The 14,994-nt window shown below is 69.4% G+C and carries 13 protein-coding genes; 8 read left to right on the top strand and 5 right to left on the bottom strand.

Annotated features, from left to right (window positions below; translation table 11 throughout):
• The first annotated feature begins 36 nt into the window (after positions 1-36).
• Together HYN04_RS04970 and HYN04_RS04965 are read left to right on the top strand one after the other, a co-directional pair.
• The gene (locus HYN04_RS04970) at positions 37-918 is read left to right on the top strand and encodes a lysozyme inhibitor LprI family protein (RefSeq protein WP_110449738.1); all 882 of its coding nucleotides are present in this window, start codon (positions 37-39) and stop codon (positions 916-918) included.
• 4 nt (positions 919-922) lie between these two features.
• The gene (locus HYN04_RS04965) at positions 923-2,293 is read left to right on the top strand and encodes an amidase family protein (RefSeq protein WP_110449737.1); all 1,371 of its coding nucleotides are present in this window, start codon (positions 923-925) and stop codon (positions 2,291-2,293) included.
• Between the two features lie 3 nt (positions 2,294-2,296).
• On the opposite strand, the gene HYN04_RS04960 is transcribed toward HYN04_RS04965, so the two are convergent.
• Entirely contained in the window at positions 2,297-4,420 is a 2,124-nt protein-coding gene (locus HYN04_RS04960) for a TonB-dependent receptor (protein ID WP_110449736.1), read from the bottom strand.
• Between the two features lie 438 nt (positions 4,421-4,858).
• On the opposite strand from HYN04_RS04960, the gene HYN04_RS13420 reads away from it, so the two are divergent.
• The 4 genes from HYN04_RS13420 to HYN04_RS04940 all read left to right on the top strand — a co-directional run bounded on the left by HYN04_RS13420 (position 4,859) and on the right by HYN04_RS04940 (position 8,574).
• Positions 4,859-5,908: an alpha/beta hydrolase family protein gene (locus tag HYN04_RS13420; RefSeq protein ID WP_162599549.1), complete on the top strand. Its 1,050-nt coding sequence runs from the start codon at positions 4,859-4,861 to the stop codon at positions 5,906-5,908.
• Between the two features lie 217 nt (positions 5,909-6,125).
• Positions 6,126-7,433 (top strand): anthranilate synthase component I family protein, encoded by a 1,308-nt coding sequence (locus HYN04_RS04950; RefSeq protein WP_110449734.1) that lies wholly within the window; start codon positions 6,126-6,128, stop codon positions 7,431-7,433.
• Positions 7,430-8,260 carry an aminotransferase class IV gene (locus HYN04_RS04945; RefSeq protein WP_110449733.1) on the top strand — a complete coding sequence of 277 codons (831 nt, stop codon included), beginning with the start codon at positions 7,430-7,432 and terminating at the stop codon, positions 8,258-8,260. Before HYN04_RS04950 ends, HYN04_RS04945 begins: the two co-directional genes overlap by 4 nt.
• A 20-nt stretch (positions 8,261-8,280) precedes the next feature.
• Positions 8,281-8,574 (top strand): 2TM domain-containing protein, encoded by a 294-nt coding sequence (locus HYN04_RS04940; RefSeq protein WP_110449732.1) that lies wholly within the window; start codon positions 8,281-8,283, stop codon positions 8,572-8,574.
• A 5-nt stretch (positions 8,575-8,579) separates the two neighbouring features.
• Here HYN04_RS04940 and HYN04_RS04935 read toward each other — a convergent pair whose 3' ends face one another.
• Entirely contained in the window at positions 8,580-10,565 is a 1,986-nt protein-coding gene (locus tag HYN04_RS04935) for a DEAD/DEAH box helicase (RefSeq protein ID WP_110449731.1), read from the bottom strand.
• A gap of 212 nt (positions 10,566-10,777) precedes the next feature.
• Between HYN04_RS04935 and HYN04_RS04930 the strand changes: the two genes are divergently transcribed.
• Entirely contained in the window at positions 10,778-11,737 is a 960-nt protein-coding gene (locus HYN04_RS04930; protein ID WP_110449730.1) for an NAD(P)/FAD-dependent oxidoreductase, read from the top strand.
• 161 nt (positions 11,738-11,898) lie between these two features.
• Here HYN04_RS04930 and HYN04_RS04925 read toward each other — a convergent pair whose 3' ends face one another.
• The 3 genes from HYN04_RS04925 to HYN04_RS04915 all read right to left on the bottom strand — a co-directional run bounded on the left by HYN04_RS04925 (position 11,899) and on the right by HYN04_RS04915 (position 14,195).
• On the bottom strand, positions 11,899-12,300 hold the full coding sequence (locus HYN04_RS04925) for a DUF1801 domain-containing protein (RefSeq protein WP_110449729.1): 402 nt from the start codon (positions 12,298-12,300) through the stop codon (positions 11,899-11,901).
• Between the two features lie 13 nt (positions 12,301-12,313).
• Positions 12,314-13,285 (bottom strand): aldo/keto reductase, encoded by a 972-nt coding sequence (locus HYN04_RS04920; protein ID WP_110449728.1) that lies wholly within the window; start codon positions 13,283-13,285, stop codon positions 12,314-12,316.
• Positions 13,286-13,379: 94 nt separating this feature from the next.
• Positions 13,380-14,195, bottom strand: a complete 816-nt coding sequence (locus HYN04_RS04915; RefSeq protein ID WP_110449727.1) for an alpha/beta fold hydrolase — start codon at positions 14,193-14,195, stop codon at positions 13,380-13,382.
• 248 nt (positions 14,196-14,443) lie between these two features.
• Here HYN04_RS04915 and HYN04_RS04910 point away from each other — a divergent pair, with 248 nt between their 5' ends.
• Positions 14,444-14,983 carry a heme NO-binding domain-containing protein gene (locus HYN04_RS04910; RefSeq protein ID WP_162599548.1) on the top strand — a complete coding sequence of 180 codons (540 nt, stop codon included), beginning with the start codon at positions 14,444-14,446 and terminating at the stop codon, positions 14,981-14,983.
• The last annotated feature ends 11 nt before the right edge of the window (positions 14,984-14,994 follow it).

Genomic DNA, 14,994 nt, shown 5'->3' with positions numbered 1-14,994 from the left:
GGTCTTCCCGGGAAAAATGGCTGGGAGAACAATCACATGAAGTCCGCAACAATCCTTCCCGTACTCGCGATCGGGGCCCTGCTTTCGGGCTGCGGCGCCGCCGCCACGGACTGTGCGAGCCAGGCTTCGCGGGACGTCATCACCTCCATCGTCCGGGAACAGGTGGAAAAGGCGGCCGAGGCCGGGCTTGCCGCCGAGGACGGGACCAAGCTGGCCTCGGCCTCGAAGATCCGGGCCACGGTCGCCGAGCTCAAGGTTCTGATCGAGGACATCCGGACGACAAAGAAGGATCCGGACAGCACCAAGCGGTTCTGCGCCGGGACGGCGCGGGTGGTTGTCCCCCTGTCGATGATCCAGGACGCCGACCAGACCCGGAAGCTGCTGGACATGTCCACCGTCGACAACCTGCTTGAGCAGGCCGGCCTCAAGCGGTCGGCGGATTCCGTGACCTTTGACCTCGAGTTCAGCGTCCAGCCGACCGACAAGCGGGACAAGATCTACGGCGAGGTCGAAGGCGCTGCACCCATGTTCACCGCCCTCGGCGAGGTCGTCGGAGCCCATCTGGCCCGCCGCGAGATCGAGGGCGCGAGCCAGGCCCAGGCGGCCGAGATGGCCGCCGCCGAGGCCGAGACCGCCAAGCAGACCGAGGCCGCACAGAAGGCGGACCTGGATCTTGCGACGGCCGAGAACAAGCTCGCCAACCAGCAGATCAACACCCTTTGGAAGAACCTCCCCGAGGCGGCGCGCAGCCAGCTCCTGGAACTGCAGAGGGCCTGGGTCCGCAAGAAGACGGCCGACTGCAACATCGAGGCGTCCGGGGTCTCCACCGAGGCCATGCCCAAGGAGGCCGCCCGGCTGCGCTGCGATACGCGCCTGACGATGGAGCGGATCTCCGAACTGCAATCCCTGATGGAGTGACGGCATGATCGACCTCTCGACCGCGACGGCGACGGACGCCCTCGCCGCCTTAGCCCGTGGCGACGTCACGAGCGTGGGACTGCTGACCGCCCAGCTGGAGCGGGTCGAGAGGTTCAATCCGGTGCTGAACGCCGTGGTGGCCCTGGATGTCGACCGGGCCATGGCGGACGCCCGGACCGCCGACGAGACCCGCCGTCAGGGCCGGCTGACCGGGCCGCTGCACGGCCTGCCGATGACCATCAAGGACATCTTCGCGACCCGGGGGCTGGTCACCACCTCCGGCCACGCGCCCCTTGCGGGCTACACGCCCGAGGCGGACGCCCCCGCCGTGGCGGCGCTTCGCTCGGCTGGCGCCATCGTCTTTGGAAAGACCAACCTCCCGGAGTTCGGGGGCGACATCCAGAGCTACAACGACATCCATGGCCTGTGCCGCAATCCCTGGAACCCCGAGCGGACTGCGGGCGGGTCGTCGGGGGGCTCGGGGGCCGCCCTGGCGTCCGGCATGACCCTCCTCGAGCTCGGCAGCGACATCGGCGGATCGATCCGCGTCCCCTGCCACTACAACGGCGTGTTCGGGCATAAGCCCACCTGGAACGCCGTGGACCGCTTTGGCGAGGGGCCGCGCCCGCCGGTCTGGGCCCACGCCCTGATGGATTTGGTGGTCGCCGGACCCATGGGCCGGTCCGTGGCCGATATCCGCCTGGGGCTAGACGTCCTGACCGCCCTGACCACCGGCGGCATCCCAGGCGCCCGCCTTCCGCCCGCCTCCCCGCGCGCCCACTCCGCCCGGGGCCTGAGGGTCGCCATCCATGTGGAGAACCCCGCCGCCCCGACCTCGGCGGCGTGCAAGGCCGCGGTGCGCACGGTCGGCGCCCGGCTGGCCGCGGCGGGGGCTATCGTCTCCGAGCCCGGCCTTCCAGGTCCCGACCTGGGCGAGCAGAACGGCCTCTACCGCGAGTTGCTGAGCGCAGCCATGTCCCCGGACTACGCCGCCAGCCACCAGGACTGGAAGGCTGCGGACGAGCGTCGCCACAGGCTCCGCGCGGACTATTCGCGCTTCTTCCAGGACCACGATGTCCTGCTGGCGCCCATCGCCCCTACCCCTGCCTTCCCGCACCTGACCGAGGGAGCCATGGGGGGCCGGAAGCTCAACGTGGATGGGGTCGAGGTCGCCTACCTGCGTCACCTCGTCTGGGCGGGCCTGGCGACTCTTCCGGGGCTGCCGGCGACGGCGGTTCCCGTCGCCCTGTCGGACGAGGGACTGCCCATCGGACTGCAGGTGATCGGGCCTCTCTGGGGCGACATGACGACCCTGGCGGCGGCCGGCCTCATCGAGACCCTGAACGGCGGGTTCCGTCCGCCCCCAGGCTACTGACCCTCAAAAGCCCCGGGAAATGGAGATCCGCACAGTGCGCGGGGCGCCGGGCTGGATGTTGTTGTCGCCATGGCTGGTCGGCGACCAGGTGATGTCGCCCAGGTTCTCGACATTGAGCTGGAGGCGGTAGTCCTCGCCCACCCGCAGGAAGACCGCGCCGTCGACCCGCGTGAAGCCCGGCAGGGTCACCGTGTTGGAGATCGAGGCGAACATGTCGCCCTGATGGATGACGCCGAGACCCAGGGAGAGGCGGGGCGTCACCTCCACCTTGTTCCAGAGCGAGGCGGTGAACTCGGGGGTCAGGGCGGCGTGGCGCCCCACCGGCGCGGCGGCGGTCTGGCGGGTGATGCGGGCGGACTGGACCGCCATCGTGGCCACGGTTTCCCAGCGGTCCGTGACCTTGCCGCCAAGCCCGAGCTCAAGACCCGTGCTGCGCTGGGCGCCCGTCTGGACGACGCGCCCCGGGACCAGGGGATCCGGGGCCTGGGTGTTCTCGCGATCGAGTTGGTAGACTGCGCCGGTGGCCATCAGGCGGGGGGTCAGATCGACCTTGAAGCCGGCCTCGAGGTTGCGGAAGGATTCCGGCTTCAGGCTTTCCGTGGAAATCGACAGGCTGGCGAACTGGTCGCCCGACGCCGGGAGGCTGGACACCGAATAGCTGGCGTAGATCGAAAGCGGTTCAACGGGCCGGACCACCAGGCCAAGCCGCGGCGACCAGATCCGGTCGGTGCGCGAGAAGTCCCGCCGGCCAGTGACCGAAGCCCGCTCGTCGCGCAGGTCCAGGCTGAAGACATCGTAGCGCAGGCCGGCGATCAGCTGGACCCGCGGGCCCAGGTCGGCCTGCGCCTGGGCGAAGAGGGCGGCGACATCCGCCACGCCGGTGTTTTGGGCGTCCGATCCCGAATTGGCATAAGCGACGGGGAGGTTCCGGCGGGTCGGCTCGGAGACCAGGACTCCGGTCAGGGTCGTCGATCCTGCAGGGCCGCCGAAGCGACCCGTCTCGCGCAGGTTGCGGGTGTCCTGCCGGCCGACCTCAAGCCCGGCGACGATCGTGCGCCGCGCGCCGTCCGTCCCGTGCGTCCAGACGAGGTCGGACTGGCTGAAGACGTTGGTCCGTTCCGTGAAGCTCCGATAGGCCTGGAGGGGGTAGACCGCCGGGCGGCCCTGGGCGTCGGCCACCGCGGCGCCCGAGGCGTAGACGTTGCCGTAGCCCTTGTCATAGGCCCCCCAGACCGTGCGGTGGCGAAGGGTCAGGTCTGCATTGAGCGGCAGGTCGAAGGCCAGGCGCGCGGAGTCGGCCTCGACGCGGGACCAGCTCTGTGTGGGATCACCAAAGTAGGCGTTGACCGGGATGGCGAGAGGGCGACCCTGGAAGGACGGAGCGCCCCTGTCAGTGGTCCTGTCATCCACGAAGCGCTCGAAAGTCAGGGTGGCGGTGAAGCCGCTGGCGCCCTGGTAGGTCACCGAGGGATTCACCCCCCAGCGCTCCAGGTTGACGAAGTCACGATAGCTGCCCGAGCGTTCGTGCATCAGGTTGACCCGCGCCGAGACCGTCTCGTTCATCGCCGCACCAAGGTCGCCGACCATGCGGCGGTGCTCGAAGTCACCGCCCTCGAGGCTCAGGCCCACATGCCGACGACCATCCGCCACCCGGGTCACGCGATTGATGACCCCGCCGCCGCCGCCGCGCCCGAAGATCATGGCGTTCGGCCCCAGCAGCACCTCGACCCGCTCGGTGTTGTAGAGGTCGCGGTAGTACTGGACATCGTCGCGGACGCCATCGACGAAGAAGTCGGCCGTGGAGGCGTTGCCGCGCAGGCTGGGTGCGTCCCGGTGTCCTTCTCCCTGGCCGATGGTGGCGCCCGGGACATAGCGCAGGACATCGGCCATGGACTGCATGGCCTGGTCGCGGATCAGCTGGGCGGACACCACGCCTATCGACTGGGGCGTGTCCCTCAGGTCGGCGGCGACGCGAAGGGCGGTATCGAGCCGTCCAGGAAGATAGCCGTCCCCCACCTGCGCCGTGATGATCAGGGGAGAGACCTGGGCGAGCTCATCCTCCGCCGCCTGGGCGGCGCCGCCCGAGAGCAGCGTGGCGAGAAGCAGGAGGGAAGCCCGGGGGGACATGAACGCCTGACGCGAATGAAACTGATAATCGTTCCTAACAGGACCCCCAGGCGGCGTAAATGCGAATTAGTCTCATAAACAGGCTTTCGTTGCCTTGGCCCTGCCTTTCCAGTTCCCCGATCGGATCCCAGGTACGAAACGGATCTCTCTGCATTGGGAATCCGGACACGGTCCCGAAGCTTGGCGGGTTTCGTAAGCGAATCCCTCCAACTCGGGTTTCTCAATGCGCCTGGAGGGGAATCGCCGGTGAGTGGAAGGTCACAAGGGACCGTTGGCGGTACCGTCGGGCGTCGCGCGGTGGTAGGCGCGCTCCTGGGAACCATGGGATTGGCGGCCGGAGGCGGATGTTCAGTGCGACCAGACGTCACCCGACTTGCAGCGCATCCCCAGCCCCCCGGAACGATCGCCTCCCTTGAGCGGCTTGGTTGGTATCCCGCCTTGGTCGGCCGCGTCGTTCTTGGGCTTGCAGGCGTCTCGCCTGAAATTCCGGTCCAGTCTGGCTTCACACCCTACCGCCTGACCTACTGGTCGGAGACAAACGGAGCGCCGGTGCTCGTCTCGGCGCTCGTCAGCGTCCCCAACGGGAAGCCTCCGCGCGGCCTTGTTCTCTGGATGCACGGAACCAATCCCGCACGTTCAGCATCGATTTCAAGCCCGAGCCTTCAGGAGGGCGTCGCCGTTTCAGCGGCCTTCACAGGCGGTGGCTATGCCCTGATCGCGCCGGACCTGATCGGGCTCGGGGTCTCTCATTCGCCACAGGCCTACCTGTACAATCCGAGCACACTGTCGGTCACGCTCGACCTTCTTGAAATTGTAGCAAGTGGTCTTGGCGGACGGCTTCCAGCGGACGTTGGAGAGGTCTTCATCGCCGGCTTCTCCCAGGGGGGGCACGACGCGGCCGTTATCCAACGTGCGCTGGAATCTGCAGAGCACCCTTCGATGCGGGTCAGGGCGACGGCGGCGATTGCGGGCGCCTATGACCTTGCCGGGATCTCAATTCCCTTCGCACTCAAGGGGCGATCCGAAGGTTCCTCGACTTACCTGGGGTTGGCGGCCCAGTCCTGGGCGACCTACTACGGACACCCCTTGGAAACGCTCATGACAGCTCCCGCCACCAAACTTGTAAGGGAGGCCCTGGACGGATCCCAAGGAGCGAACGTTCTGAAGCTCTTGCCACGCGATCCGCGCGAAATGTTCAGATCAGACTTCCTGGACGCGCAGGCGAAGGGCGGCAATCACTGGTTTCTTGAGGCAGCCCGCGCCAACGAAGCCTGGAACTGGACGCCAAAGGCCCCCTTCCGGGCCTATTTCGGAACCCGGGACGTGGATGTCTCGCCGCAGGAATCGATTGTCTTCGCTGAGACCTCAGCCAGGCGTGGAGGGAACGCTACGGCGGTGGCTGTGGGGCCCTTCGACCATGGACAGTCGGTGCTTCACGCTGTTCCCCTCATCCGAAAGTGGTTCGATGAGCTTGGCGCCACCGCCTAGTCGCTCTGTGGCGGGTCATCTGGACACGAGGATCGGGGGAGCAAGGGGCAAACGGCCGCAGACACTGGCGGTCAGGGATGATCGCCACCAATTGATGGGGACCGCCTGGGTTGGGAGTGTAGGCAGCTTCGGCAGGCCTCAAGGAAACCCACGTCTCGGCGGACCCGGGGAACTGGCCCCAGGGCGGTTTCGCCACCTCTGATGCTCTAAGGCGCTGATGGACTCTTCGGCTCACTCCCTGCCCTGGCGACATCCGCTGGAGGCCTTCGCCAGCCTTCGGGACACGCCCTATTCCCTGCTGCTGCTGGGAGATGGCGCACAAGGCCGATGGAGCTACATCCTCGCCCATCCCCGCAGGGCGTCCTTGCATTTGGCGGCCGAGGAGGCCCTGCACTGGGCGCAAGTGCAGCTGGAGACCTTCGAGACCGGGGCCTCAGCCCCGGAAGCGCCTCCGCTCCGGACGGGGGTGGCTGGCTTGCTGGGCTATGATCCAGGATGTCCCACGGCCGGGCCGCCATCAGCGGTGGCGCTCTACGACCTCGTCCTCGCCTTCGATCACCAGACCCGGACCGCTTGGCTTCAGGCGGCTCCCGGCGCCTGTCCAGACCGCCGCGCGGCCCTGCTGTCAGGCCTGGCGGCGCCCTCGCCACCGCCCGTAGGCCCGAATGGCCGGGTGGCAGATGTGGAGCCGCGCCCGAACTTTGGGCGCAAGGTCGAGGCCGTACGGGCGCGGATCGCCTGCGGTGAGTTCTACCAGGCCAACATCTCCCGCCGGTTCGAGGGCCGGCTGGGGCCCGGGGATCATCCCTTCGACCTGTTCCGGCGGCTGGCGCGCTCCAGCCCCGCCGCCTTCGCCGCCTATGTCCGACTTCCCGGCTGCGCCATTGTTTCCAACTCCCCCGAACGCCTGGTCCGGGTCCAGAGGACGGATGCGGGGCGGATGGCGCTGGCAAGCCCCATCAAGGGCACCTCGCCGCGGGGTGAAGATCCGCTCAAGGACGCCCGCAACGCCGAGGCCCTGCTGTCCAGCGAGAAGGACCGGGCGGAGAACCTGATGATCGTCGACCTCATGCGCAACGACCTGTCGACCGCCTGCGCGCCGGGCACGGTGCGCACGCCCCGCCTCTTCGAGCTCTCGACCTTGCCCAACGTCCACCACCTGGTTTCCCACGTGGAAGGCCGCCTCCGGGACGACAGGTCCGCCCTGGACCTCCTGGAGGCCTGCTTTCCGGCCGGGTCCATCACTGGGGCCCCCAAGCGCCAGGCCATGACCGCCATCCGAGAAATCGAAGGGTCGCCACGCGGGGCGGACTATGGCTCGATCTTCTGGGCCGGCGGGGACGGGGAACTCGATGCCAGCGTCCTGATCCGAACCGCCACCTGCCGGGAGATGACGGAGGGCTGGTCCGCCGCCTTCAGGGTCGGTTGCGGGATCACCTCGGACTCCGATCCCGAGGCGGAAACCCTGGAAACCGAGGCCAAGGCCCAGCGCCTCCTGCAGGCCATCTGCGGGGCGGCGACATGATCGCCTGGCGGGATGGCGAATGGATCGAGGACGGCGATGTCCTGCCGGCGGACGACCGGGGGCTCACCCTCGGCGACGGCCTGTTCGAGACCCTCCTGGCGGTGGAGGGCGGGCTGGCGCACGCAGCGCTTCACTTCAGGCGCCTGGCAGCATCCGCCGCCGCCCTCGGCCTGCCGCCGCCGACCGAGGCCAACCGGCTGGAAGCCGTCGCCCGGGAAACCCTCGCCCGGAACCGCCTGGACCGGGGAAGAGCCGCCATCCGCCTGACCCTGACAGCTGGGCGTTCCGCCCGGGGGCTGGCGCGGGACCCGTCCGCCACCGCCCGCCTTCTGGTCACCGCAAGCCCGGCGCCGGAGGCCGGGACGCCCGTCCGCCTCGCCACGGCCTCGGTGCGCCGCAATCCCGCCTCCCCCGCCTCGCGCCACAAGACCCTGTCCTACATCGACAGCATCATGGCCCTCAGGCAGGCGCATCAGGCCGGCGCCGACGAAGCCGTAATGTTCAACACGCGCGGACGCCCGGCCTGCGCGGCCGCCGCCAACCTCGTCTTCCGGATCGAAGGCGAGATGGTCACGCCGCCCCTCTCCGAAGGCGTCCTGGCCGGGACCACCCGGACCCGCCTGCTGGAGGCCCTGCCAGAAATGGCGGAGCGGCGCCTGACCCGGGCAGAGGCGCAGAGGGCCGACGCCCTGGTCCTGACCAACGCCCTGCGCGGCATCCGCCCGGCCGTGTCCTGGGATGGCCGGGACCTGCCGGGGAGCGGCGAGCTGAAAGCCCGACTGGAAGCTGGGCTTTCCCTTAGGGAAGATACTGATAGTCTCGGCTGACATCCGCCACAGAGGCCGCCATGTCCACGGAAACCCCCGCCCCGATCGACCCCGACCTGCTCCGAAAGGCGCAGAGGCGCGTGGCCCTACGGATGGGCCTTTTCAGCCACGCCCTGGTCTATGTGGCGGTGAACGCCGGCCTGTTCGCGCTCAACATCTTCCAGGGCGGTCCGCTCTGGTCATTCTGGCCGCTGGCGGGCTGGGGGATCGGCCTTGCCGCCCACGGCCTGGCGACCTGGTTCTCCCTGAATGGCGACGGCATGCGCGACCGGATGCTGAAGCAGGAAATCGACCGGCTGAACCGGGGCCGCTAGGGCCCTCAGGACTCGCGCTTCGGCTTGCCCCGAAATGGCGCGCCCCGGGGCGTGGGGCCGTCGTTCGGCTTGCGCTTCGGTCCCGTCCGCGCGACCGGGCCCGGGCCCGCCGGCCGGGGCTTTCCCTTCCAGGGACGATCGCCCGGGGAGACCGCGGGGCGGTCACCCTTCGGAAAGGGCGCCTTCTTGAACGGCTTCTTCTTGAAGGGCGGTTTCTCGAAAGGCGGTTTCTCGAACGGCGGCTTCTGGAAGGGTTGGGGCGGGCTTGCCGCCGGGGCTTCCCCCGCATCGGGACGGGGCGCCCGCCTGGGGCGCGGCGGGGCGGAGACGCCCTCACCTGCAGGTTCGAACTCCCGGCGGGGTCGAGGCGGACGGGGGGGGCGGACGTCGGCGCCCGGCGCCTCCGACGGCGCGATCCGCGTCCCGTCCGGAAGCGGAGCGGCAATGGCGGCGGCGAAGGCGGGCGAGACCTCCCGGGCGATCTCGAATCGGGTCTCGCCGTCCAGGATGCGGATGTTGCCGATGTCGCGCTTGGTCACCCCGCCCGCACGGCAGATCTTGGGGATCAGCCACTTGGGGTCCGCCCGGTCCATCCGGCCGATGTCGATGCGGAACCAGTCCATGTCGCCGGGCTCGCGCCGGGGGCGCGGCTCGCCGGCCGCTTCGGGCTTCCAGCGGGAGGGCGCGTCGTCCTGGACGTCCTCGGGCGGCGGCAGCTTCTCGCGGTAGAGCCGCATGAGGGCGCCGGCGACCTGCTCGGGCGACAGGCGCTCCAGCAGGCGGCGGCCCTCGGCCAGGCAGTCCTCATCGGGGGGCGAGACCAGCAGGGGGTCCTCCAGCATGCGCTGGCGGTCCTTCTCGCGGATCTCCTCGGCGGTGGGCGGACCCACCCATTCGGCGCGGATCGAGGCTGACTGGAAGAGGAGTTCGGCCTTGCGGCGCCGGGCCCGGGGCACCAGCAGGACCGAAACGCCCTTGCGCCCCGCCCGCCCCGTCCGGCCAGACCTGTGAAGCATCCCCTCGACATTGGCGGGGACCTCGGCGTGGATGACCAGGCCGAGGTCGGGCAGGTCGAGGCCGCGGGCGGCCACATCGGTGGCGACGCAGACCCGGGCATGCCCGCCGCGCAGGGCCTGGAGGGCCTCGGAACGGAGGTCCTGGGTCAGTTCGCCCGACAGGCCGACCACCGAGAATCCGCGCTCGCGCAGGGTGGCGGTCAGGTGCTTCACCCGCTCGCGGGTGTTGGCGAAGACCAGGGCCCCGGGGGCCTCGTAGAAGCGAAGGAGGTTCACGACCGCCAGGTCGACCTGGTTCGGCAGGACACGGACGGCGCGGTATTCGATGTCGCCGTGCGGGGAGTCCCGGTCGACAGTGTCGATGCGCAGGGCGTCGCGCTGGTAGGCCGAGGCCAGGCGGACGATTTCCCTCGGCAGGGTGGCCGAGAACATGAGGGTGCGCCGGTCGGCGGGCGCGGCCTCGAGCAGGACGGTCAGGTCCTCCTGGAAGCCCATGTCCAGCATCTCGTCGGCCTCGTCGAGCACCACGGCCCGAAGGGCCGAGAGGTCCAGCGCCCCGCGCTCCAGGTGGTCGCGAAGGCGACCTGGAGTGCCGACGACGATGTGGCCGCCCCTCTGCAGGGCGCGGCGCTCGGCGCGGGGGTCCATTCCCCCGACGCAGGACAGAATGGTCGCGCTGGCCCCGGCGTAGAGCCAGGTCAGCTCGGCGTTCACCTGGAGCGCCAGCTCCCGCGTGGGGGCGATGACCAGGGCGGCGGGCGCCCCGGCCTCCCCGAAACGTTCGGAAAGGCCCAGCAGGGTGGGCGCCAGGGCAAGCCCGAAGGCGACCGTCTTGCCCGACCCGGTCTGGGCCGAGACCAGGAGGTCGCGGTCGTAGGAGGCTTCAAGGACCTGGGCCTGGACAGGCGTAGGCTCGGCATAGCCGCGTTCGGAAAGCGCGCGGTCAAGCGCCGGGTGACTTGTGGGGAAAGGCATGGCGGGCGCCTATAGCACGCCCGGGATGGAAAAGGATCAAGCTTCCGTCGACAGCCCTCAGCGAGGGCCCCTATACCCAGGCGGGAGACCTCCGACTGGTCATCAAGCTGCTCGCCCGCTTCTGAGCCGCGGCCCATGGGGGCGAGATTGCAGGCGCCCGTGAGCGGGACGGCTGTTGACCCGGTCCCGGGCGCAGGGTCCAAGTCGTTGTGATGTCTAAGACCCTGAACCGTATCGCCATCGTGGGCGCCGGCCTTTCCGGCCTTGCCTGCGCCGCCAAACTCATAGGCTCTGGCCATGAGGTCCGGCTGTTCGACAAGGCCCGGGGGCCGGGCGGGCGGATGTCGACCCGGCGGGTGGAGACCCCGCTTGGCACGGTCGCCTTCGACCACGGCGCCCAGTACTTCACCGCACGGGGCGCGAGCTTCCGCGCGGAAGTCGCCCGCTGGACCGCCGAGGGCCTCGCCGCCCCCTGGCCCGCGGCCGGGCCCGAGGCCTGGGTGGGCGTCCCCGGCATGAACGCCCCGGTGCGAGCCCTCGCCGAGGGAATGCACGTCGCCTGGGGCCAGCAGGTGGAGGAGCTTGTCCGCGACGGGGCAGGCTGGCGCCTCCGGATCGCCGGCGAGGTGTCGGAGTCTTTCGACGCCGTCGTCCTGGCCCTGCCGGCCGAGCAGGCCGCCGCCCTGGTCGCAGGACATGAAGCCGGCCTCGCGGCCCGCGCATCGGCCTCACGCACCGATCCCTGCTGGACGGTCATGGCCGCCTATTCCGAACGCCTCCCCATCACCGCCGATACCCTCGGCGAGGACGCGGTCCTCGGCTGGGCGGCGCGGAACAGCGCCAAGCCGGGGCGGGCCGGCGTGGAGGCCTGGGTGGTCCAGGCCGCCCCCGGATGGTCGCGGGACCACCTGGAGGACGCGCCCGAAACCGTCATCAAGGCCCTGCTATCCGCCCTCTCCGACAGGGCCGGAATCTCCTTGCCATCCCCCCTGCTCGTCCAGGCTCACCGCTGGCGCTACGCGCGGTCCTCTGCTGGCTCTGAACAGGCCCTGTGGTCGGAAACGGCCCGGCTTGGCTGCTGCGGCGACTGGCTGGCCGGACCCCGGGTCGAGTGCGCCTGGGACTCCGGCGAGGCCCTGGCCCGGCTCATGACCGGCGCCCAGGGGGCATGACAGGGCGGCGGATCGCAAGCCAGGCCGTCTTCAAACCTTAGGCGGCGACCTGCGCGTGGCTTGGAAAGTCCGTTTCGGGTTGCTTCGGGCCTCGGGCCGAAGCTTTGGGGGCCCCGCGGAAGACCCCTGAAGCCCGTCGTCCGACCCTGGCAGGCCTGTCCCTAGCCCGAAGAGTGAAGTCGCACCCAGATGTCGGCGTAGGCCGCCGCGATCAGGGCCTCAAGGGCGGCGTCGGGGATTGGCGCACCCCACCTCAGCTTGACATGGCGCATCCGGCGGCCGGTTCCCTCAAGCACGCCCGTCGGATCCGGCAGGTCCGCGCCATGGAAGAAACCCACGGCGGCGTGCGCCTTGTAGGCGGCGACATAGAGGAAGGCGGCGTCTCCGACGCAGGCTGTCGGCTGGTGGTCGTGCATCAACTCCAGGACGTCGGGCCCGCAGGCGCGCGCCCGCTCGAAGGCGCGCCGCGCCAGGCGCCGCAGTTCGTCCGCCCCGTCGGCAAACCAGGCGGCGACGGCCGGATCCTTGGACATCGCCCCGGACAGGCGGAACAGTGGCTCCAAGTCTTGCTCCACCCTAGCCGTTGAGCGAGGCCATCATCGCGTCGGCATAGCGCTGGCCGGCATCGAGGTCGCGCGGGAAGGCGGCGTCGATGGCGGCGAGGTCAGTGGACGACAGGGTTACGTCGAGGGCTCCGGCGTTGTCCTCAAGGAAGCTGCGACGGCGGGTTCCGGGAATGGGAACGACATGGGGCCCCCGGCCAAGCACCCAGGCGAGGGCGAATTGCGACGGCGTAACGCCGCGGGCCGCGGCAAGCTCCCGCACCTTGTCCACCAGGGTGAGGTTGCGGGCGAAGGCCTCGCCCTGGAAGCGCGGATTGCCGCGCCGCCAGTCACCGGCGTCAAGATCCTCCGGGCTGCCGATCCCGCCCGTCAGGAACCCCCGTCCGAGGGGGCTGTAGGGGACGAAACCCACGCCGAGCCGCTCGCAGGCCGCCAGGATTCCGTCCTCAGGATTCCGGGTCCATAGGGAGTACTCGCTCTGGACGGCTGTGATGGGATGGACGGCGCAGGCGCGCTCCAGGGTGGCCGGCGAAACCTCGGAAAGCCCAAGGAAGCGAACCTTTCCCGCATGGACGAGGTCCGCCATGGCGCCGACTGTCTCCTCGATGGGACGGCCCGGCTGGGCGCGGTGCAGGTAGAAGAGGTCGATGTGGTCGACGCCCAGCCGCTTCAGGCTGGCCTCGCAGGCCTCGGCGACGTATCCGGGGTCGCCGTTGACCCCCGCACGGGTGATCCCGAACTTGGTCGCCAGGAAGACCTGGTCGCGCCGCCCCGCCAGGAATCCCCCGATCAGGGCCTCGTTGTGGCCCATGCCATAGACATCGGCGGTGTCCCAGAAGGTGATCCCCAGCTCAAGGGCGCGTCCGAGGGTGGCCAGAGACTCCGCCTCGTCCGGCGACTGCCCGTAGACCGGGCTCATGGTCATGCATCCCAAGCCGAGGGCGGAAACCTCAGGACCGTCCGCGCCAAGCCTTCTCGACTTCATGTGTCCCTCCTTTGGGCAGACCGGACCCAGGCTCGGGGCATTCTCGGCCGCGGCTGCGGGCGGTCAAGCCCGGGCCTCTGGGAGGGGCGGCGGGTCAGGCCTCGGCCAGGAAGCTGCGGACCGCGAGAAGCACTTCGGCGAACTGCTCGCGGCGGACATTGTGGCCGGCCCCGCTGACCCTCAGGGCCCGCAGCTGGGGATTCAGGCGGCGCGCCTCCAGGGCCGCCTCGGGCGAGACCATGCTGCCCAGCGCGACATCGCCGTGGATCAAGAGAGTCGGCGCGCGGAGCCGACGGATATCGTCCTGCCAGGGCTTCGGCAGGATGGGCAGTGCGCCCGGGTCCACCTGGCGCTTCGAGGCGATCCAGGCGGGCAGCTCCGGCGGTTGCCATGAGGGCGACTGCTTCCGGACGAGCGCCATGAGCTCGGCGTCGGTCATGCCCCGCAACTGGCCGACCTGCTTGCGGAACCTCTCCACGCGTTGGGTGGCCGCCTTGGCGTCCATGGGTGGGATGAACGGCGGATCTTCCAGAATAACGGCCCGGATCAGGTCCGGGTGGTCCGCAGCACAGGCGGCCGTTGCCCGACCGCCCATGGAGTGACCCATGGCGACGACTTTCGACAGGCCGAGGCCCCGGATCGCTTCCGCCAGATCCCGGCCAGGCATGTCGGGCGTAACGCCGTCAACTCCGGGCGGAGAGCTGGCGCCATGCCCGCGGGCGTCCAGCATGATGATGTCGAAGTCGGGGGCCAGGGCCTCCGCAAGGCGGCTCCAGCAAAGCCCGTTGTCCGTCAGGCCGTGGGACAGGACCAAGGGCGGGCCCAGGCCGCCGGTGCGGTGATAGGCCAGTCTACCGCCCGAAACCTCGACCTCGCCGGTCGTCCAGTCTTGGGGATTAAGGTTCACCATACGCGAATCTGCCCCACCGCGGCCCGGATCCCTAGAGTCGGGTCATGGCCCACCCAGCGGTCGCAAGGTTAAACACAGCTTCATCACAAGTCGAGGACCGCCGCCCGGAAGGGCGATGCAGTCTAGAGCCCTGCAGACAGGACGGATGGGTCGAAAGTGGACTGGAAACTCCCAGGCCTCCAGAAAACGTTAACTCCTTACCCTCAGGGTCGTGCGCATCGCGCAATCAGACCGGGTCCCGGGCCTACATGTACGGAATGATCCACCGCGCTGCGCGGGAAATGGTGCAAAGTTCCGGCGGCGAGCCTCTCTGGAACAGTATTCTCAAGACATCAGGACTTAAGGATGAGGCCTTCATCAGCGGCCTGTCCTACCCCGATGACGTCACCTTCGGGCTGATCGGCGCGGTCGCCCAGGAGATGAACCTCAGCCTCGAGGAAACCCTGGTGCGTTTCGGCCGGTTCTGGATCGGCTTCGCGGACGCAAGCGCCTACGCCCCGCTGATGACCATGGCGGGGGACGACATCTTCGACTTCTGCCGAAACCTCGACCGCATGCACGCCAGCATCCAGGTCAGCCTGACAGATGTCGACGTGCCCTCGTTTCGTGTCCTTGAGATCGGCGAGACCTTCATCCGGATCGCCTACATCTCAAATCGAAGTGGGCTTGAGTCCTTCGTGACTGGTCTCCTCGAGGGCCTGCTCCAGCGGTTCGGCCACCGGGGGGAGGTCCATCTTGTGGGGCCCCAGGACCCCGGCGTCGAATTCCTCATCGCCATCGAAGGCTAGGACTTCACGGT

The sequence above is a fragment of the Phenylobacterium parvum genome (assembly GCF_003150835.1).
GTDB lineage: Bacteria > Pseudomonadota > Alphaproteobacteria > Caulobacterales > Caulobacteraceae > Phenylobacterium > Phenylobacterium parvum.
The sequence above is the reverse complement of the archived record's forward strand: the minus strand, read 5'-3'. Positions and strand labels throughout refer to the sequence as shown.